The organism is Demequina soli, from assembly GCF_000971195.1.
Taxonomy (GTDB): domain Bacteria; phylum Actinomycetota; class Actinomycetes; order Actinomycetales; family Demequinaceae; genus Demequina; species Demequina soli.
The window spans coordinates 19,385-38,707 of record NZ_BBLZ01000001.1; the positions used below are offsets into that span (position 1 = coordinate 19,385).

Consider the following 19,323-nt stretch of genomic DNA (forward strand, 5'->3'; position numbering starts at 1 on the left):
ATGGCGCCCCTCCCCTCCCGCATCGTCCGTGCCGCCGCGCTCGCCGGCGTCCTCGCCGTGGCGACCGCGGGCTGCGACGTGCGCCTCGAGACCCCGCCGATCGAGCGGCGCACGCCCACCCCGACCGTCGCGCTACGCGACGAGGCCGCGGTGCGCGAGCAGGCCGTCGCGGACGCCGCCGAGCCGGGCAGCGTCGAGGCGACGCTCGCGCCCGAGCGGCTCGCGGCGCTCGGCGGCGTGTACCTCGCGACCCCCGGGGCGACCCCCTCGCCCTCCGTCAGCCCGTCGGCGGCGCCCTCCCTCGCGGACACGGTGGAGGCCGCGATCACGGGTGCGCTCGACGGGGCGGACGCGGCGGACCAGGACGATCCGTCGCTCGCCGCGATGCTGCGCTCGATCGCCCTGTCGCACGCGGTGATCGCCGACGCCGCGGACGTCGCGGGCGCGGCGCCGCAGGAGCGCGCGATGCCGCACGTGGGCGACGATGCGGCCGGCCCATGGGCCCCCCATGACGGCACAGCCGTCTCGGCATCGCGGCTGGCCGAGCTCGCGGTCGCGCACGACCGCGCCGCGTTCGCGTACGAGGTCGCCGCGGCGAAGGCCTCGGGGAAGGAGCGCGAGCGGGCGCTCGCCCGCGAGCGGATCCATGCGCAGCGCGCCGCCGCGATCCTCGCGCTGCCCGGCGTCGAGGACGACCGCGCATCGCTGTACGACGTGCCGCCCGCCGGCATGGACACCCCGGCGGAGCGCGCGGCGAGCGAGATCGCGATCGAGACCGACCTGGCGGGCCGCTACGCCGCCCTCATCGACGGCGCCTCGACCGCGGACCTCGCGTGGATCCTCGACGCGTCCTACGACGCGTGGATGCAGGCCGCGTCCCTCACGGGATTCGACGCCACCACCATCCCGGCGCTGCCGGGGCTCGCGGTCCAGCCGTAGGGGTCGCCGAGCGGCCGTCCCCGCACGCAGCGACGGCCGCCACCCCCGAGGGTGACGGCCGTCGAGAACCAGGCGTCAGGCGCCCAGCGCCTCCCGGACGCGCTCCGCGACGGTGGCCGCCGCATCGTCCACGGGGAGCGCCTCGCTGGTGCCCGCGGCGCGGACCTTGAGCTCGACCTCGCCGTCCGCGAGGCCGCGACCGACCACGAGGATGAACGGCGCGCCGATGAGCTCGGCGTCCTTGAACTTCACGCCGGGCGAGACCTTGAAGCGGTCGTCGTAGCAGACCTCGATGCCGGCCGCCTCGAGCTCCGAGGCGAGGCGCGCGGAGGCCTCGAACACCGCATCGTCCTTGCCGGTGGCGACCACGTGGACCTGGTACGGGGCGACCTGGATGGGCCACGCGAGGCCGAGCTCGTCATGGTTGTTCTCGGCGAGCAGCGCGACCGCACGGGTCACGCCGATGCCGTACGAGCCCATCGTGACGACCTGCTGCTTGCCGTTCTCGTCGAGCACGCGCAGGTCGAGCGCCTCCGCGTACTTGCGTCCCAGCTGGAAGATGTGGCCGATCTCGACGCCGCGCGCGAGCTCGAGCGGGCCCGAGCCGTCGGGCGCCTCGTCGCCGGCGCGCACCTCGGCGCCCTCGATGACGCCGTCGGCGGTGAAGTCACGGCCTGCGGTGAGCTCGAACACGTGCCGGCCGGGCGCATCGGCACCGGTGATCCAGCGGGTGCCGGGGACGATGCGCGGGTCGAGCAGGTACGGGATCGCGGTGTCGTCCTCGTCGCCGCGGGCGACGCCCTCGGCGCGGGCCTGCGGGCCGAGCGCGCCGGGGCCGATGTAGCCCTTGACCAGCTCGGGGTGCTTGGCGAAGTCGGCCTCGGTGGCGGGCTCGACGGTCGCGGGCGACAGGGCCGCCTCGAGACGGGTCATGTCGGCCTCGCGGTCGCCGGGGATGCCGACGACGAGCAGCGTGCGCTCCCCCGTCGGTGACGCGAGCGCGAGCACGACGTTCTTGAGCGTGTCGGCGGCCGTCCAGGCGCGGTCGGCGCGCGGGTGCGCGACGTTCGCCACGTCGACGAGCGACGCGATCGTGGGCGTGTCGGGGGTGTCCTCGACGTGCGCCGCGGGAGCGTCGTCCCAGGTCAGCGCCGCGGGGACGGGCGTGGTGACGGCCTCGACGTTGGCGGCGTAGCCGCCGGGCGAGCGCACGAACGTGTCCTCGCCCACGACCGTCGGCGACAGGAACTCCTCGGACTTCGAGCCGCCCATCGCGCCGGACTGCGCCTGCACGATCACGTACTCGAGGCCCAGGCGGTCGAAGATCCGGATGTAGGCGTCGCGCTGCGCCTGGTACGACGCGTCGAGGCCGGCGTCGGAGATGTCGAACGAGTACGAGTCCTTCATGATGAACTCGCGGCCGCGCAGCAGGCCCGCGCGGGGGCGGGCCTCGTCGCGGTACTTGGTCTGGATCTGGTAGATCGTCAGCGGCAGGTCCTTGTAGGACGAGTACAGGTCCTTCACCAGCAGCGTGAACATCTCCTCGTGCGTGGGCGCGAGCAGGTAGTCGCCGCCCTTGCGGTCCTGGAGGCGGAAGAGGTTGGGACCGTACTCGGTCCACCGGTCGGTGGCCTCGTAGGGCTCGCGCGGCAGCAGCGCCGGGAAGTGCACCTCCTGGCCGCCCGCGGCGTCCATCTCCTCGCGCACGATCGCCTCGACCTTGGCGAGCACCTTGAGGCCCAGCGGCAGCCAGGTGTAGATGCCGGGGGCGGCGCGGCGGATGTAGCCGGCGCGGACGAGCAGCTTGTGCGACGCGACCTCGGCGTCGGCGGGGTCCTCGCGCAGCGTGCGGAGGAAGAGCGTGGACATGCGGAGCATGGGGTCAAGGGTATCGGGGACGATGCGTGACCCGCGCATCGTCCGGGCCGTCCTAGAACATCACCGTCGCGAAGGTGCCGACCTCGCGGAAGCCCACCGCGTCGTACGCGCGGATGGCGACGGGGTTGAAGTCGTTGACGTAGAGGCTCACGGTGGGCGCCAGCGTGGCCCGCACCGCGTCGATGACCGCGCCGAGGCCCGCGCGCGCGAGGCCCCGGCCCCGCAGGTCGGGGTGCACCCACACCCCCTGGAGCTGGGCCACCCCCCCGCCGAGCGCCCCGACCTCCGCCTTGAAGACCACCTGGCGACGGCCGTCGACCACGCCCATCTGAAGGTACGACCGGCCGGCGCGGATGAGGTGGCGCAGGCGCTCCTCGTAGCCGGCACGGCCGTGACGCATCGGGTCGTAGCCGACCTCCCCGATGAACATGTGGACGCACGCGGGCAGCAGCAGGTCGTAGTCGTCGAGGCTCGCCCGCCGCACGGCCTCGAGCGCGAGCCCGGCGCCGTCGATGCCGCCGACCCGGCGCGGCTCGCCGTCGATCGCCATCGACACCTGGCGGGCGCGCACCTCGCGGGCGGGCCCCCACCACGGCTCGACGCGGCCCCACAGGTCGAGCGTGACCTGCGCCGGGCCGACGAGCGCCGCGGGGCGCGTCAGCCGCGCGATGGCGGCGGCGGCCACCTCGGCGCGCAGCGCCTCGGCGTCCTCGTCGTCGTCCTCGGGCAGGACAGCCGTGAGGTTGGCGCCGTTCCACACGAGGCCCACCATCTCGGAGTGCAGGCCGGTGCGCCGGCGCACGGCCCACAGGGAGCCGGGCATGATGCCCGACGCCCGCGCGACCTCGAGATGCATGAGCGGCACCACGTGCGCCACCGGGTCGCGCCCGGCGAGCATCAGCGCGGCGTCGAGGTCGCGCCGCTGCAGGGGCGCGAGCGTGTGCTGCGCGCGCCTGAGCAGCGAGTCCGTCATGTCAGCTCGGGATCACCATGGGAGCGGCGCCCTCGACGGGCTCCATCGTCTCGGCGATCTTCATCGCCTCCTCGATGAGGGTCTCGACGATGTCCTTCTCGGGAACCGTCTTGACGACCTCGCCCTTGACGAAGATCTGGCCCTTGCCGTTGCCGGAGGCGACGCCCAGGTCGGCCTCGCGGGCCTCGCCCGGGCCGTTGACGACGCAGCCCATGACGGCGACGCGCAGCGGCACCTCCATGCCCTCGAGCCCCGCGGTGACCTTCTCCGCGAGCTCGTAGACGTCCACCTGGGCGCGGCCGCACGAGGGGCACGAGACGATCTCGAGCTTGCGCGGGCGCAGGTTGAGCGCCTGCAGGATCTGGATGCCGACCTTGACCTCCTCGACCGGAGGGGCGGACAGGGACACGCGGATGGTGTCGCCGATGCCCTGGCTCAGCAGCGCGCCGAACGCCGTCGCGGACTTGATGGTGCCCTGGAAGGCCGGGCCCGCCTCGGTCACACCGAGGTGGAGCGGCCAGTCGCCGCGCTCGGACAGCATCTCGTAGGCGCGCACCATGACGACCGGGTCGTTGTGCTTGACCGAGATCTTGAAGTCGTGGAAGCCGTGCTCCTCGAACAGGCTCGCCTCCCACACGGCGGACTCGACGAGCGCCTCGGGGGTGGCCTTGCCGTACTTGGCGAGCAGGCGCGGGTCCAGCGAACCGGCGTTGACGCCGATGCGGATCGACGTGCCGTGGTCCTTCGCCGCCTGCGCGATCTCCTTGACCTGGTCGTCGAACTTCTTGATGTTGCCCGGGTTGACGCGCACGGCGGCGCAGCCGGCCTCGATCGCGGCGAACACGTACTTCGGCTGGAAGTGGATGTCGGCGATCACGGGGATCTGCGACTTCCGCGCGATCGCGGGCAGCGCGTCCGCGTCGTCCTGCGTGGGGCACGCGACGCGCACGATGTCGCAGCCGGCCGCGGTGAGCTCCGCGATCTGCTGGAGGGTGGTGTTGACGTCGTGCGTCTTGGTGGTGCACATCGACTGCACGCTGATCGGCGCGTCGCCGCCCACGTCCACGGTGCCCACCTTGATCTTGCGCGTCTTGCGGCGCGGGTTGAGCACGGGTGCGGGCATGGCAGGCATGCCGAGTCCGATGGCTGTCACTGGTCCAGTATCTCCCAAGGTTGTGGCGGAACCGCCGTCACACCACGCTGACGGGCGCGACGATGTCCGCATAGATGAGGATGACGCCCATGACGAGGAGCAGGGCGAAGACGCCGTAGGCGAGGGGCATCATGCGGGCCACGTCCACCGGGGCCGGCCGCGGCAGGCCGCGCAGGCGCGCCCAGCCGTTCTTGATGCCCTGCCACACGGCAGAGGCCACGTGACCGCCGTCGAGCGGCACGAGCGGGATCATGTTGAAGACGAAGAGGGCGAGGTTGAGGCTGCCGACCAGCATGAGCATGTCGGCGACCCGGTCGACCATCGTGTAGCCCGAGACGTCCACCGAGGTGATGTCCCCCGCGACGCGGCCCACGCCCACGATCCCCATGACGGAGTCCGTGGTGCGCTCCTCGAGCCCGAGCGACGCGCGGGCGACGTGGTAGACGTTCTGCGGGAGGTGGATCACCACGCCGACCGTCTGGCTCAGCACGTCGCCGGTGTAGGCGACGCCGGCGCCGATGCCCTGGCGCTCCGTGACCGAGGTCGGGGCGATGCCGACGTAGCCGACCGTCTGGGTCTCGACGGTGCCGTCCGCCGCGGTGACCGGGTTGCCCTGGTCGTCGTAGACGGGGCGCTCGCGCGTGGCGGGCGTGAGCGGCACCTCGAGCGTCGAGCCGCCGCGGTCCACGGTGAGCGTGAGCTGCTCGCCCGCGCGGGGGGCGACGTACGCGGTGAACGCGTCCCACGTCGACACGGCCGTGCCGTCGACGGCGGTGATCGTGTCGCCGGCCTCGAGCCCGGCCTGGGACGCGGGCGAGGCGGGGTCGCCCGCCGCGCACGCGGTCGCGCCGGCCGCCGGCACGCAGTCCGTGACCTGCGCGATCGTCAGGGTCGGGTGGCCGGGGGTGCCGATGACGAACATCACGCCCGTGAAGATCAGCACCGCGATGAGCAGGTTGACGAGCGGGCCGCCAAGCATGACGATCGCCTTGCGCCACCAGGTGAGGTGGTAGAAGGCGCGGTGGTCCTCGCCCGGCAGGACCTCCTCGACGGAGGCCTCGCGGGTGTCGGCGATGAGCCGCGCGACGGCGCCGGTGCCGCGCACAGGCTTGACCGCCTCGGCGGGCGGGATCATGCCGACGAGCTTGACGTAGCCGCCCAGCGGGATCGCCTTGAACCCGTACTCGGTCTCCTTGCCGCGCCGCGACCACACCTTCGGGCCGAACCCGACGAAGTACTCGCTGACGCGCACGCCGAATCGCTTCGCGGGGATCATGTGCCCCAGCTCGTGCAGCGCGATCGAGATCAGCAGCCCCACGAGGAGCACGATCCAACCGATGACCTCAGCCACTGCTCCTACCTTCCCGCGCCCGTGATCGCGTCCCTCGCGCGTCGCCGAGCCCACGCCTCCGCATCGTCCACCGCCTCCAGTGTGACGGTGTCGGGGGCGTCGTACTCCTCCACAACGCGCCGGACGGTCTCGACGATCCCGAGGAACGGCAGCGCGCCGTCGACGAAGGCCTGGACGCACTCCTCGTTGGCGGCGTTGAACACCGCCGGGTGCAGGGACGATGCGGCCATCGCCGCGCGCATGAGGCGGATCGCGGGGAACGCGTCCTCGTCGAGCGGCTCGAAGGTCCAGGCCTGCGCCCGGGTCCAGTCGAGGCGCGGCGCGACGTCGGCGAGGCGGTCGGGCCAGCTCAGGCCGAGCGCGATGGGCAGGCGCATGTCGGGCGGGGACGCCTGCGCGATGGTCGCGCCGTCGACGAACTCGACCATCGAGTGGACGATCGACTGCGGGTGCACCACCACGTCGATGCGGTCCATGCCGATGCCGAACAGCAGGTGCGCCTCGGCGACCTCGAGCGCCTTGTTGACCATCGACGCCGAGTTGATCGTGACGACGGGCCCCATGTCCCAGTTGGGATGCGCGAGCGCGTCGGCGGGGGTGACGTCCGCGAGGGACGCGCGCGAGCGGCCGCGGAACGCGCCGCCGGAGGCCGTCACGACGAGCCGCCGCACCTCCCCATGGGCGCCGGAGCGCAGCGCCTGCGCGAGGGCCGAGTGCTCGGAGTCGACCGGAACGATCTGGTCGTCGCGCTGCTTCGCGGCGAGCACGAGGGCGCCGCCCGCGACGAGCGACTCCTTGTTGGCCAGCGCGAGGGTCGAGCCGGACTCGAGCGCCGCGAGGGTCGGGCGCAGGCCGACGGAGCCCGTCATGCCGTTGAGCACCACGTCGGCGCCGAGGCGCGCGGCCTCGACCACCGCATCGGCCCCTCCCCGCACCTCGATGCCGGGCAGCGCCGCGGCGATCTCGGCGACGGCCTCCTCGCGCGCGACGGCCACGTACCGGGGACGATGCGCACGGGCCTGGGCGATCACCGCGCCCGGGTCGTTGCCGCCGGCGGCGAGCGCGACCACGTCGAGGCGGTCGCCGTGGCGCGCGACGACGTCGAGGGCCTGGGTCCCGATGGAGCCCGTGGACCCGAGCAGGGAGACGGTGCGGGTCATCCCTCGGTGACGCCGAGGAGGATGTCGACCATGCGCGCGAGGAACGCGTCGACGGTCGCCTCGTCGTAGGCCTTCGTGCCGTGGGCGGTGCGGAAGGTCGCGCCGCGCACCTCGTCCGCGGTGAGCGGGGCGCCGCGGTCGAAGAACGCGGTCACGCGGCTCAGCAGGTCGTCGACGTCGCTCGCGCGGTAGCCGCTCGCCAGCGCGGACGGGTGCGCGAAGCGCTCGCCCACGGGGCGGCGCAGGCGCGGGTAGAGGGTCTGCGCGCGCTGCGCGAGCTCCTGCATCCAGGCGTCCGGCCCGTTGGCGCGGACGAAGGCCTCGCGCTGGCGGCCCACGAAGGCGCCCTCGAGGCGGTCGAGCGCGGCATCAACCGCGGCGGTGTCGTAGCCGCCGTGCTTGAGGTCGAACGCGGTGCGACGCACGTCGAGCGAGGCCATCTCCGCCTCGGCCTGGCCGGGGCCCTCGTACGCCGACCGGGCGTGGTCGAAGAACTCCTCGACCTGCTCGGGGTTGTAGCCCAGCTTGAGGGAACCCACCTTGGGGAACAGTGTCGTCATCACCTCTCCTTGATGGCCAGCTGGCCGCACGCGCCGTCGATGTCGCTGCCACGAGTATCCCTGATGGTGGTGGGGATCCCGTGCATCCGGAGGATGCGCACGAACTCGCGCTCGACCTTGGGATCCGACGCGGTCCACTTCGAGCCGGGCGTCGGGTTGAGCGGGATGGGGTTGACGTGGACCCAGCCGTCGCCGCGCGCGTTGAGCTTCTGCGCGAGCAGCTCGGCGCGGTGCGCGTGGTCGTTGATGTCACGGATGAGCGCGTACTCGATCGACACGCGACGCCCGGTCGCGTCGAAGTAGCGGCGCGCCGCGTCGAGCGCCTCGTCGACCTTCCAGCGCGCGTTGATGGGCACGAGGCTGTCGCGCAGCTCGTCGTCGGGCGCGTGGAGGCTCAGCGCGAGCGTGACGGGGATGCCCTCGCCAGCGAGGCGGTCGATGCCGGTGACGAGGCCCACGGTCGAGACGGTGACGTGGCGCGCGGACAGACCGAAGCCGTCCGGGGCGGGGCTCGTGAGCGCGCGCACCGCGGTCATGACCGCGTTGTAGTTCGCGAGGGGCTCGCCCATGCCCATGAAGACGACGTTGGACAGGCGGACCGGGTCGCCGCCGAGCTCGCCGTCGCGCGCCTGCTTGGCGGCGAGGCGGACCTGCTCGATGATCTCGCCCGCGGACAGGTTGCGGGTGAGGCCCATCTGGCCGGTCGCGCAGAACGGGCATGCCATGCCGCAGCCGGCCTGGCTCGTCACGCACAGCGTCGCGCGGTCGGGGTACTTCATCAGCACCGACTCGACCTTGGCGTTGTCGATGAGGTTCCACAGCGTCTTGACGGTCGCGCCGTCGTCGGCCGACAGCTGGGTGACGTGGCGCAGCAGCGGCGGGAACAGCTCGCCCGCGAGCGTGTCGCGCGCGGACGCGGGCAGGTCCGTCATGTCGGCCGGGTCCACCGTGAGGTGGTCGTAGTAGTGCGTCGCGAGCTGCTTGGCGCGGAACGAGGGCTGGCCGAGCTGCTTGAGCGCGTCCACCCGCTCCGCGGGGTCGAGGTCGGCGAAGTGCCGCGGGGGCTTGCCCCGACGCGGCGCGAGCATGGGCAGGGTCGGAAGGGTCATCAGGTCCCCAGGAGAAGTGCGAAGACGACGTAGGCGGCTGCCGCCGCCGGGAGCATCGAGTCGAGGCGGTCGAGCACGCCGCCATGACCCGGGATGGCGCTGGACATGTCCTTGACGGACAGGTCGCGCTTGAGGACGGACTCGGCGAGGTCGCCGAGCACCGCCGCGACGACGGCCGCGGCGCCGACCGCGGCGCCCACCCACCAGCGGCCGTCGAGCAGGACGAGGGCGAAGATCGAGGCGCCGGCGACGCCGAAGAAGGCGCCGCCGATCGCGCCCTCCCACGTCTTCTTGGGGCTCACGCGCTCGGCGAGCTTGTGGCGCCCGAAGAGCATGCCGGTGAACAGGGCGAACGTGTCGTTGAGGACCACCGCCGCGATGGTGATGAGGATCCGCTTCCAGCCCTCGCCGTCGTCCGCGCGCTCCATCAGCAGCATGAACGAGCCGAGGAAGGGGATCCACGTGAGGGTGAGGATGCTCACGAGCGAGTCGGACAGCGTGTTCTCGACGCGGTCGTCGACGATGCGCCAGGCCGCCACGCCCGCGGACGCGACGAGGAGCGCCACGACGAGGCCCTCTCCCCCGCCGAACCAGGTCGCGACGCCCATGCCCGCGGTGGCCATGAGGACGGGCGTGAGCGCGATGTGCATGCCGTGCTGCGCGAGGGCGTTGCGCCACTCCACCACGGCGGCCACGCAGAACCCGTAGATCGCGATGGCGAACACCAGCGGGTGCCACCACGCCGCGACCAGCGCGCCCACGGCGAGCACCACGCCCACCACGGTCGCGAGACCCAGGTTGCGTCCCGCGCGCGAGGCCGGCGCCGGCACCGCGTCCTCGAGGGGGACGCCGACGTCGACCGGGTCCACCGCATCGTCCTCACCGGCGGTGTGCGGCACCGCGAGGGACTCGGCGCGCGCGACCGCCGTCGCGACCTCGTCGGCCGCGTAGGAGACGGGCGCCGTCTCGGGCGCGTGCTCCACGGCGGCGTCGGCGGGACCCGCCAGCTCCACCTCGCCGGTCGCGAGGCCGGGGGGCCACACGCCCGTCGGGGCGTCCTGCGCGGGGTGCGCTTCGACCGCGTCGGCGTGCGCGCCCGGGTTCACGGGCGCGAAGAACTGCGGCGCGGCGGCGCCCTGGCCGACCGGCGTCGACGGGCGCTCGGAGGTGTCGGGGTCCGCCTCGTGGCGACGTCCCCACCTCATGAGACGCCCTGTCGCGCGGTCGCGTCAGGCATCAGACCGCGAGCAGCTCGCTCTCCTTGTGCGAGAGCAGGGCATCGATGGCGTCGACGTGCTTCTTGGTGAGCGCGTCGAGCTCCTTCTCCGCGCGCGAGCCCTCGTCCTCGCCGAACTCGCCGTCCTTGACGCCGGCGTCGATCGCGTCCTTGGCCTTGCGGCGCATGTTGCGGATCGTGACGCGGGACTCCTCGGCCTTGGTCTTGGCGAGCTTGACGTAGTCGCGGCGGCGCTCCTCGGTCAGCTGGGGCAGCACCACGCGCAGCACCTGGCCGTCGTCGGACGGGTTGACGCCGAGTTCCGAGTTCCGCAGCGCGGTCTCGATCTCCTTCTTGGCGCTCACGTCGTAGGGCGAGATCACGACGGTGCGGGCCTCGGTCACGTTGATCGACGCGAGCTGCTGGAGCGGGGTCGGGGCGCCGTAGTAGTCGACGGCGATGTTGGCGAACATCGCCGCGCTCGCCTGGCCGGTGCGGATGCCGGCGAAGTTGCTCTTCGCCACGTCCACGGCGTTGTCCATGTTCTCCTCGGCCTCGAGGAGGATCATCTCAGTCACGCTTGTCTCCTTACGGTGCGGCTCAGGCCGTCACCAGGGTTCCAATCCTCTCACCCAGGAGGGCGCGAGTCACATTTCCAGGGGTGTCGAGCCCGAACACCTGCATCGGCATGCGGTTGTCCATCGCGAGCGAGAACGCGGCGGCGTCCATCACCGCGAGGCGCTTCTGCAGCGCCTCCGCGTAGGTGACGGACTCGAGGCGCTGCGCGTCGGGATCCTTGCGCGGGTCGGCGGTGTAGACCGCGTCGACGCCGTTCTTGCCCATGAGGACCTCGGAGCAGCGGGTCTCGAGCGCGCGCTGGAGGGACACGGTGTCGGTCGAGAAGTACGGCATGCCGGCGCCGGCGCCGAAGATGACGACGCGGCCTTTCTCCATGTGACGGATGGCGCGCAGCGGCAGGTACGACTCGGCGACCTGGCCCATGGTGATGGCGGTCTGGACCCGCGTCGTGACGCCGGCCTGCTCGAGGAAGTCCTGCAGCGCGAGCGCGTTCATCACGGTGCCGAGCATGCCCATGTAGTCGGCGCGCGAGCGCTCCATGCCGCGCTCGGACAGCTCCGCGCCGCGGAAGAAGTTGCCGCCGCCCACGACGACGGCCACCTGGACACCCTGACGGACCGCATCGGCGATCTCGCGCGCGACGCGGCTGACGACGTCGGGGTCGAGGCCGAGCTGGCCGCCGCCGAACATCTCGCCGGAGAGCTTGAGAAGCACGCGGCGCGCCGCCGGGGCCCCCTTGCCTGTGATCAGATCGCTGGTCTCGGACAAGGGATTCCTCCTGACGGCGCGCCGCGCCTTGCTCAATATGTGGGGTTGCGGGGCAGGCTAGGCCTAGGCTCCCACACGGAAGCGGGCGAAGGCGACAACCGCGCCACCCGTCTCCGCGACGACCTTGCCGACCGTCGTCTTCGGGTCCTTGGCGAACGCCTGCTCGAGCAGGACGTTCTCCTTGAACCAGCCGTTGAGGCGACCCTCGATGATCTTCGGGAGCGCGGCCTCGGGCTTGCCCTCCGCACGCGAGACCTCCTCGGCGACGCGACGCTCGTTGGCGACGGTCTCCTCGGGGGCGTCCTCACGGGTGAGGTACGCGGGCGAGTAGGCGGCGGTGTGCATCGCGACGTCCTTGGCCACCGGGGCGGCCTTCTCGTCCGAGCCGACGAGGACGCCGACCTGGGCCGGGAGGTCCTTGTTGGTGCGGTGGAGGTACTCGGTCACGACCGGGGCCTCGATGCGCGCGACGCGGCGGAGCACGATCTTCTCGCCCAGCGTGCCGGCCGAGGCGTCGATGACGTCCTTGACGGTCTCGCCGTCGAGCGGGGCCGCGAGGGCCTCGTCGGCGTTCGAGGCGCCCGCGGCGACGACGGCCGCGAGGACCTTGTCGGCGAGCGCGAGGAACTTGTCGTTCTTCGCGACGAAGTCGGTCTCGGAGTTGAGCTCGAGGAGCGTGCCGACCTGGCCGCCGTCGACGTCCTGGATCGAGGTGACGACGAGGCCCTCGGAGGCCGAGCGGCCCTCGCGCTTCGCGACGCCCTTGAGGCCCTTCACGCGAAGGATCTCGACGGCCTTGTCGACGTTGCCGTCGGCCTCGTCGAGCGCCTTCTTGACGTCGAGCATGCCGGCACCCGTGCGCTCGCGGAGCGCCTGGATGTCAGCGACGGTGTAGTTCGCCATGTGATGCGTCCTTACTTCTCGTCGGCCGCGGCCTCGGGGGCCTCGGCGGCGGGGGTGGTGTCGGCCGCGGCCTCGTCCTTCGCACCGTCGAGGAGCTCCTGCTCCCACTCGGCGAGGGGCTCGGCGTCGGCGGAGTCCGCGGCACCGGCGTTGCCGCCGGCACGGAGGCGCAGGCCCTCGGCGACCGCGTCCGCGATCACGCGGGTGAGCAGGCCCACCGAGCGGATGGCGTCGTCGTTGCCGGGGATGCCGTACGAGACCTGGTCGGGGTCGCAGTTGGAGTCGAGGATGCCGACGACGGGGACGCCGAGCTTCTTCGCCTCGTCGACCGCGAGGTGCTCCTTGTTGGTGTCGACGATCCACACGACCGAGGGGACCTTGCCCATGTCGCGGATGCCGCCGAGGGTCTTGTCGAGCTTGTCCTTCTCGCGACGGAGGTTGAGCAGCTCCTTCTTGGTGCGGCCCGAGCCGGCGACGTCGTCGAAGTCGATCTCCTCGAGCTCCTTGAGGCGCGCGACGCGCTTGCTCACCGTCTGGAAGTTGGTGAGCATGCCGCCGAGCCAGCGCTCGTTCACGTAGGGCATGCCGACGCGCTTGGCCTGCTCGGCGATCTGCTCCTGCGCCTGGCGCTTGGTGCCGACGAACAGCACGGTGCCGCCGTGGGCGACGGTGTCGCGCACGAACGAGTAGGCCGCGTCGATCTTCGACAGCGACTGCTGGAGGTCGATGATGTAGATGCCGTTGCGCTCGGTGAAGATGAAGCGCTTCATCTTGGGGTTCCAGCGGCTGGTCTGGTGACCGAAGTGGACACCCGAGTCGAGCAGCTGGCGCATGGTCACGACGGCCATGGCACTTCCTTTCGCACGCGCGCCGCGCATGCTTGCTTTCGTGGCACCCGTGACGGGTGCCGGTTCGGTTGACGATGCGGGCCGGTCGGCTCGCATCCCTGGCGTCACCGCGGTCGGGCACCGATTGCTCGGACCTCGCCCTTCCGGCGCCTCCCTTGCGGGAGTCGTGTGACGCGCGACGTCATCCGGGCATGCCGGATGCGGGCTCAATCGTACCGGAGGGAGGGCCCCGTCGCGAATCGCGCCGATGTCCCCGACCCCGGGCGCCTGTCGGGCCGTCCACAGATCCCTCGCGGGGCCTCGCGGCGGGTCCCTCGCGGGGTCATCGTCGAGGCATGACACCAGGGTATCGGCGCGGCACGGCGGTGCTCGCCCTTGCCTGCGCGCTGCTCGGAGCGGCCGTCGGCGCGGCGGCCGCTCCCCTGCCGACGGTCACCCTCGCGGCTCCCGTGGCACCCCTGCGGGCCGTCTGGCTGTTCGACGCCCCGGCGCATCCGTGGTCCGCCGGCCATCGCGGGATCGACATCGCCGCGGATGTCGGACAGGAGGTGAGCGCGCCCGGCGCGGGCGTGGTGGCGTTCTCGGGGCGCGTGGTGGATCGCGGGGTCGTCACCGTCGACCACGGGGGCGGGGTGATGACGTCCCTCGAGCCGGTGGACGAGGCGCCGCCCACGGGCACCGTGGTCGCGCGCGGCTCTCCCCTGGGCGTGGTCGGGACCGAGCCCGGCCACTGCGCGCCGGAGACGTGCCTGCACTGGGGTGTGCGCGTGGACGGCGCGTACGTCGACCCGCTCGACCTGCTCGAGGGCTTCGGCCCGGTGGTGCTGCTGCCCCTGACAGGGGGCGGCGCGTCAGCCGGCGCCGCGGCGGGCGCCGACGGTCACGAGAACGCGCCCGAGCGGACCAGCGACTCGCGCAGCTTCTTGACGGCGGCGGAGTGGATCTGCGAGACGCGGGACTCCGTCACGCCGAGGATCTGGCCGATCTGCGCGAGCGTGAGGTTCTCGTAGTAGTACAGCCGGAGGACCTCCTGCTCGCGGTCGCGCACGCCCTGGACGGCGGCCGCGAGGAGCGTCACCGTCTCGCGGGCCTCGAGGCGCGTCGACGCGTGCGCCATCGCGGGCGAGCCGAGCGTCGGGATCGGCTGGGTGTCGGGCTCCGACGGCATGCCGTCGAGCGCCGCGACGTGCGACAGGGCCACCTGCGCGCGGACCGTGCGCACCTCGGACGTCGCCCAGCCGAGGTGGGCGGCGACGTCCTCGTCGGTGACGGGGCGCAGCAGCTCCTGCTCGAGGCTGCGGGTGGCGTGCTCGAGGATGCGGGCCTTGGAGCGGACGGACCGGGGCACCCAGTCCGACGCGCGCAGCTCGTCGATGATCGCGCCGCGGATGCGGGTCGAGGCGTAGGTCTCGAACTTGAAGCCGCGCTCCGGCTCGAACCGCTCGACGGCGTCGATGAGCCCGAACATGCCGTACGACACGAGGTCGCCGAGCTCGACGGTGTCGGGCAGCTTCGCGATCACGCGCGTGGCGACCTGCGTGACGAGCGGCGCGTAGTGCGTGATGAGCGCGTCGCGCGCCGCCTGACGGTCGGGGCCGCCGGCACGCAGCAGCTCCCACCAGGCGTGGGCGGCCGCGGACACCGCGGCGGGCGCCTCCGGCTCGGTCTCGGACAACAGGCTGGTCAGCTCGGACATGGTGGGCCCCCCTCTAGGCGCGCGGGTGTGCGAGGTGATAGGCGGCGCGAAGCCGCTCGGCGGAGACGTGCGTGTAGCGCTGCGTGGTGGCGAGGCTCGCGTGTCCGAGCACCTCCTGGACGCTGCGCAGGTCGGACCCGCCCGTGAGCAGGTGGGTGGCGGCGGTGTGGCGCAGCGCGTGCGGCGCGACCTCGTCGACGCCGGCCAGGCGGCACAGCTCGTGGACGGCCTCGCGCACCTGGCGCTGGTCGACGCGCTGGCCGCGGCGGCCGAGCATCAGCGCGGCGCCGGTCTCGGGCGAGACGAGCGCCGGCCGCCCGCGGGCGAGCCACTCGCGCATCGCGCCTGCGGCGGGCACCCCGAACGGCACGACCCGCTCCTTGTCGCCCTTGCCGACGACGCGCACGAGGCGCTCGTCGAGGTCGATGTCGGGCAGGTCGACGCCCGCGAGCTCACCCACGCGCATGCCGGTCGCGTAGAGCAGCTCGACGGCGGCCCAGTCGCGCAGGTGGATGGGGTCACCGTCGTCGGCGCGCGTGCGTGCCACGTCGAGCAGCGCCACCACGTCGGCCGCGGACAGCACCGTCGGGAGCACCGAGGCCGGGCGGGCCGAGGCCAGCCGCACGGCGGGGTTGGGCTGGATGCGGCCCGTGTCCGCGGCCCAGCCGAAGAACGCGCGGGCCGCGGCGCCGCGCCGGGCGAGCGTCGTGCGGCTCAGCCCCTCCCCGTCCATCGCGGCGAGCCACGTGCGCAGATCCGCGAGCGTGCATCGGGCGAGGGCCGCGTCGAGGCGACCCTCGGCGGCGCCGAGGTGGGCGGCCAGGCTCACGAGGTCGCCGAGGTAGGCGCGCACGGTGTTGCCCGAGAGGCCCCGCTCGTCGCGCAGGTGCCCCTCGAACGCGCCGAGCAGCTCGCTCGGGGAGGCATCCGTGGTGGCCATGGCGACACCTTGGCACCGTCACAGGAGTCAAATCAATACCTTGAGTCACATTTGTCACATCACCCCCATCAATCACTGACCCTTTGTACGAGATTGTCCGTTTTATCAGGGGTCTCGCGGGTCTCGGCACGGCTCCAGAGCCCTCGCGAGCGGGCCGCGAGGCCCCGGGCCGCGAGCCCCGCGAGGGCCGTCGCCGCCTCCGGGCCCGTGAGCCCCGACGCGAGCGCGATGGACTCGGCGGAGGCGCCGCGAGGCGGGATCGCCCCGTAGGCCTGACGCTCGGCAGCCGAGCCGAAGTCCGGGCCCTCGAGCGCATCGTCCTCCCCGAGCGCGTCTCCGAGCGACATCACCGCCTGAAGCACGTCGACGGGGGCGCTCATGAGGGTCGCGCCGGACTCGCGCACGAGCCGATGGCACCCCGCCGATGCCGCGGAGGTCAACGGCCCCGGGACGGCCAGCACGGGCCGGAGCATGTCGAGCGCGTGCCGCGCGGTGCTCAGCGCGCCCGAGCGCAGCGCGGCCTCGACCACCACGGTGGCGCCGGCCGCCGCGATCAGGCGGTTGCGGCTGAGGAAGCGCTGCCGGTGGGGCGCGAATCCGGGCGGCTGCTCGCTCACCACCGCCCCGGTGCGGATCACCCGCTCGAGCAGCAGGGCGTTGCCCGCGGGGTAGAGCCGGTCGACACCGCCGGCCAGCACGGCGATCGTCACCCCGTCGACGGCGAGCGCACCCCGGTGCGCGGCGGCGTCGATGCCGTACGCACCACCGCTCACCACCGCGATCCCCCGCTCGGCCGCGACCGCCGCCACGTCGCTCGCGACATGCTCCCCGTAGGCGGTCGCGGCACGCGAGCCGACGACCGCGACCGACCGCCCCCACGCCGCGTCCACGTCCGCGTCCCCGCGCACCCACAGCGCGTGCGGCTGCCGCGCCCCCATGACCTCGAGGGCGGCGGGCCAGCCGGGCGCGCCCCGGGCGATCACTCGCGCGCCTACGCACTCGGCCCGCTCGCGCAGCTCGGTGGGCCGCGCCGCGGCGAGGCGCGGCACCCACCGCTCGCGCGCCCGCAGGATCCGGTCGACGACGCGCGGCTCGCTCGCGAGCGTCGCGGTGGCCGCCACCGGGTCGTGCCCCGCCTCGCCTATCCATGCGAGCGCGCCCTCGTGGCCGAGCACGCTCACGAGCGCCCCGGCCTCCGCGTCGTCCGGCTCGGCGATCGCGCTCCACACCAGCGCGGCGTCGCCGGCGTCCATCACCGCACCCCCTCGCGCAGCCCGAGCGCCTGCGCGACGTGGTCGGTCCTCGGCGAGCCGGCGCCTTCGAGATCCGCGAGGGTCCACGCGAGCCGCAGCGCGCGGTCGAAGCCGCGCGCGGAGAGCGCGCCCCGGTCGACCGCGTGCCACAGCCCGGCGCAGGCCGCGCGGGACGTGACCTGCCGCAACCACGGACCGGGCACCTCCGCCGAGACCCGCCAGCCGTGAGGGGCGAGCCTCGCGGCTGCCGCCGCGCGCGCCCGGGCCACGCGTGCCGCCACCGCCGCGCTGCCCTCCCCCGGGCGGTCGGCTCGCGAGGCGGGCGGCACGTGCACCCGGATGTCGATCCGGTCGAGGAGCGGACCCGACAGGCGTCCGAGATAGCGCCGCCGCGCATCGGCCTTGCACGAGCAGCCCTCCCCGGTGCCGACGAACATGCCGCACGGGCAGGGGTTCGCCGCGAGCACGAGCTGGAAGCGGGCGGGGTACCGGGTGGCGCCGTGGGCGCGATGGAGCACGATCTCGCCGCGCTCGAGCGGCTGGCGCAGCGTGTCGAGCACACGCGTGGGGAACTCGGGTGCCTCGTCGAGGAACAGCACCCCGGCGTGCGCGAGCGACACCGCGCCGGGGCGCGCGAGCCCCGAGCCGCCGCCCACGATCGCGGCCGCGGACGCCGTGTGGTGCGGCGCCTCGAAGGGGGGCCGGCGCACGAGGCCCGAGGCGGCATCGAACGCCCCGGCGAGCGAGCGCACGGCGGTGACGCGCACCGCCTCGTCGTCGTCGAGGTCCGGCAGCACGCCGGGAAGGCGCTCCGCGAGCATCGTCTTGCCGGCGCCGGGCGGGCCCATGAGCAGCAGGTGGTGGCCGCCGGCGGCGGCGACCTCGAGCGCGAGCCGCGCGTCGTCCTGCCCGCGCACGTCCTCCAGGTCGGGCGGGACCTCGGGAGGCGTGCCCGCCGGCGCCCGGACCGTGACCTCCGACTCGGCGTGGGCGTCGGCCCCGAGCGCGCGCAGCACCGCGGCGAGCGCGACGGCGCCCGTGACGGCGGCGCCGGCCACCAGCGCGGCCTCGTCGGCGTTGCCTGCCGGCACCACCACGCGCCGGTGACCCGCGGCCACCGCCGCGGCGACCGCGGGCAGCACGCCGCGGACGGGACGCACGCGCCCGTCGAGCCCCAGCTCTCCCAGCAGCACGAGGCCGGCGGCGCGCGTCGCGTCCACCTCGCGCGCCGCGGCCAGCACCGCGACGGCGATCGCGAGATCCGTGGCCGGCCCGGACTTGGGCAGCGACGCGGGCGACAGGTTGACGGTGATGCGCTGCCGCGGCCACTCGACCCCCGACGACGCGACCGCCGCACGCACGCGGTCCTTCGCCTCGGCGAGCGACGCGTCGGGCAGCCCCACGATCGTGAACGCGGGCAGCCCGCGCGCCACGTGCGCCTCGACGTCGATCACGTGGCCGGCGAGGCCGGTGAGCACCACCGACCGGCAGCGGCCGATCATCCGACGCCCCGCACGTGCTCGATGACCGCGGCGCCGGCACGCGGGAGGGTCACCGCCACCACGTCGATGCGGACCGCAGGCCACGCGACGTCCTGGTCCGCGAGCCACTGTCCCGCGAGGAGCCGCAGCCGGCGCACCTTGGCCGGGGTGACGGCGGCGAGCGCGCCGCCGAACGCGTCCGACCGGCGGGTCTTGACCTCGACGAACACGAGCTCGCGGCCGTCGCGGGCCACGATGTCGAGCTCGCCGCGCGCGCACCGCCAGTTGCGCACCAGCACCTCCCAGCCGTCCTCGACCAGGCGTCTGGCGGCCACCTCCTCGCCGTAGCGCCCCACCGCGTCCTTGACCGCCATCGCGTCACCTCCGCGACCCACGCTGGACGATGCCCGGGTCCGGGTCACGCGCGGGCGACGGATCCGTGGAGGGCCGGGTGGGCGGCGGGGCCCGGGGACATCGGTGCGCCGCGCGCCCGACCCGGGCGCCGCATCGTCCCCG

General features: G+C 73.6%; 18 protein-coding genes and 1 pseudogene. 2 read left to right on the plus strand and 17 right to left on the minus strand.

Annotated features, from left to right (window positions below):
• The gene (locus AOM04_RS00085) at positions 1–939 is read left to right on the plus strand and encodes a DUF4439 domain-containing protein (RefSeq protein ID WP_062460504.1); all 939 of its coding nucleotides are present in this window, start codon (positions 1–3) and stop codon (positions 937–939) included.
• 75 nt (positions 940–1,014) lie between these two features.
• On the opposite strand, the gene AOM04_RS00090 is transcribed toward AOM04_RS00085, so the two are convergent.
• From AOM04_RS00090 to rpsB, 12 genes are all read right to left on the minus strand, one after another.
• Entirely contained in the window at positions 1,015–2,808 is a 1,794-nt protein-coding gene (locus AOM04_RS00090) for a proline--tRNA ligase (RefSeq protein ID WP_062462211.1), read from the minus strand.
• A gap of 61 nt (positions 2,809–2,869) precedes the next feature.
• Positions 2,870–3,790: a GNAT family N-acetyltransferase gene (locus tag AOM04_RS00095; RefSeq protein WP_062460507.1), complete on the minus strand. Its 921-nt coding sequence runs from the start codon at positions 3,788–3,790 to the stop codon at positions 2,870–2,872.
• A gap of 1 nt (position 3,791) precedes the next feature.
• Positions 3,792–4,943 carry a flavodoxin-dependent (E)-4-hydroxy-3-methylbut-2-enyl-diphosphate synthase gene (ispG, locus tag AOM04_RS00100; protein ID WP_228373564.1) on the minus strand — a complete coding sequence of 384 codons (1,152 nt, stop codon included), beginning with the start codon at positions 4,941–4,943 and terminating at the stop codon, positions 3,792–3,794.
• 37 nt (positions 4,944–4,980) lie between these two features.
• Complete coding sequence (locus tag AOM04_RS00105) at positions 4,981–6,294, minus strand: M50 family metallopeptidase (protein ID WP_062462217.1); 1,314 nt, start codon at positions 6,292–6,294, stop codon at positions 4,981–4,983.
• Between the two features lie 5 nt (positions 6,295–6,299).
• Positions 6,300–7,454, minus strand: coding sequence for a 1-deoxy-D-xylulose-5-phosphate reductoisomerase (dxr, locus tag AOM04_RS00110; protein WP_062460510.1), 1,155 nt, complete (start codon positions 7,452–7,454; stop codon positions 6,300–6,302).
• Complete coding sequence (locus tag AOM04_RS00115) at positions 7,451–8,014, minus strand: DivIVA domain-containing protein (protein ID WP_062460513.1); 564 nt, start codon at positions 8,012–8,014, stop codon at positions 7,451–7,453. The genes dxr and AOM04_RS00115 overlap by 4 nt, the downstream gene beginning before the upstream one ends.
• Complete coding sequence (gene rlmN, locus AOM04_RS00120) at positions 8,014–9,123, minus strand: dual-specificity RNA methyltransferase RlmN (RefSeq protein WP_062460516.1); 1,110 nt, start codon at positions 9,121–9,123, stop codon at positions 8,014–8,016. Before rlmN ends, AOM04_RS00115 begins: the two co-directional genes overlap by 1 nt.
• On the minus strand, positions 9,123–10,328 hold the full coding sequence (locus AOM04_RS00125; protein ID WP_062460519.1) for a phosphatidate cytidylyltransferase: 1,206 nt from the start codon (positions 10,326–10,328) through the stop codon (positions 9,123–9,125). The genes rlmN and AOM04_RS00125 overlap by 1 nt, the downstream gene beginning before the upstream one ends.
• 31 nt (positions 10,329–10,359) lie before the next feature.
• Positions 10,360–10,917, minus strand: coding sequence for a ribosome recycling factor (gene frr / locus AOM04_RS00130; protein ID WP_062460522.1), 558 nt, complete (start codon positions 10,915–10,917; stop codon positions 10,360–10,362).
• Positions 10,918–10,939: 22 nt separating this feature from the next.
• On the minus strand, positions 10,940–11,632 hold the full coding sequence (pyrH, locus tag AOM04_RS00135) for a UMP kinase (RefSeq protein ID WP_439645047.1): 693 nt from the start codon (positions 11,630–11,632) through the stop codon (positions 10,940–10,942).
• 117 nt (positions 11,633–11,749) lie between these two features.
• A complete protein-coding gene (tsf, locus tag AOM04_RS00140; RefSeq protein ID WP_062460527.1) occupies positions 11,750–12,589 on the minus strand; it encodes a translation elongation factor Ts in 840 nt (279 codons plus the stop codon).
• Positions 12,590–12,600: 11 nt separating this feature from the next.
• Positions 12,601–13,437 (minus strand): 30S ribosomal protein S2, encoded by an 837-nt coding sequence (gene rpsB, locus AOM04_RS00145; protein WP_062460530.1) that lies wholly within the window; start codon positions 13,435–13,437, stop codon positions 12,601–12,603.
• A gap of 335 nt (positions 13,438–13,772) precedes the next feature.
• Here rpsB and AOM04_RS14145 point away from each other — a divergent pair.
• Positions 13,773–14,216 (plus strand): annotated as a pseudogene (locus tag AOM04_RS14145) (peptidoglycan DD-metalloendopeptidase family protein); the annotation flags it as partial.
• A gap of 101 nt (positions 14,217–14,317) precedes the next feature.
• On the opposite strand, the gene AOM04_RS14910 reads toward AOM04_RS14145, so the two are convergent.
• The 5 genes from AOM04_RS14910 to AOM04_RS00170 all read right to left on the minus strand — a co-directional run bounded on the left by AOM04_RS14910 (position 14,318) and on the right by AOM04_RS00170 (position 19,181).
• On the minus strand, positions 14,318–15,133 hold the full coding sequence (locus AOM04_RS14910) for a FliA/WhiG family RNA polymerase sigma factor (protein ID WP_062460532.1): 816 nt from the start codon (positions 15,131–15,133) through the stop codon (positions 14,318–14,320).
• Positions 15,134–15,146: 13 nt separating this feature from the next.
• On the minus strand, positions 15,147–16,073 hold the full coding sequence (locus AOM04_RS00155; RefSeq protein ID WP_062460535.1) for a tyrosine recombinase XerC: 927 nt from the start codon (positions 16,071–16,073) through the stop codon (positions 15,147–15,149).
• 68 nt (positions 16,074–16,141) lie between these two features.
• A complete protein-coding gene (gene dprA / locus AOM04_RS00160) occupies positions 16,142–17,326 on the minus strand; it encodes a DNA-processing protein DprA (RefSeq protein ID WP_062460538.1) in 1,185 nt (394 codons plus the stop codon).
• The gene (locus tag AOM04_RS00165; protein WP_062460541.1) at positions 17,326–18,828 is read right to left on the minus strand and encodes a YifB family Mg chelatase-like AAA ATPase; all 1,503 of its coding nucleotides are present in this window, start codon (positions 18,826–18,828) and stop codon (positions 17,326–17,328) included. Before AOM04_RS00165 ends, dprA begins: the two co-directional genes overlap by 1 nt.
• A complete protein-coding gene (locus AOM04_RS00170) occupies positions 18,825–19,181 on the minus strand; it encodes a YraN family protein (protein ID WP_062460544.1) in 357 nt (118 codons plus the stop codon). The genes AOM04_RS00165 and AOM04_RS00170 overlap by 4 nt, the downstream gene beginning before the upstream one ends.
• Positions 19,182–19,323 lie beyond the last annotated feature (142 nt).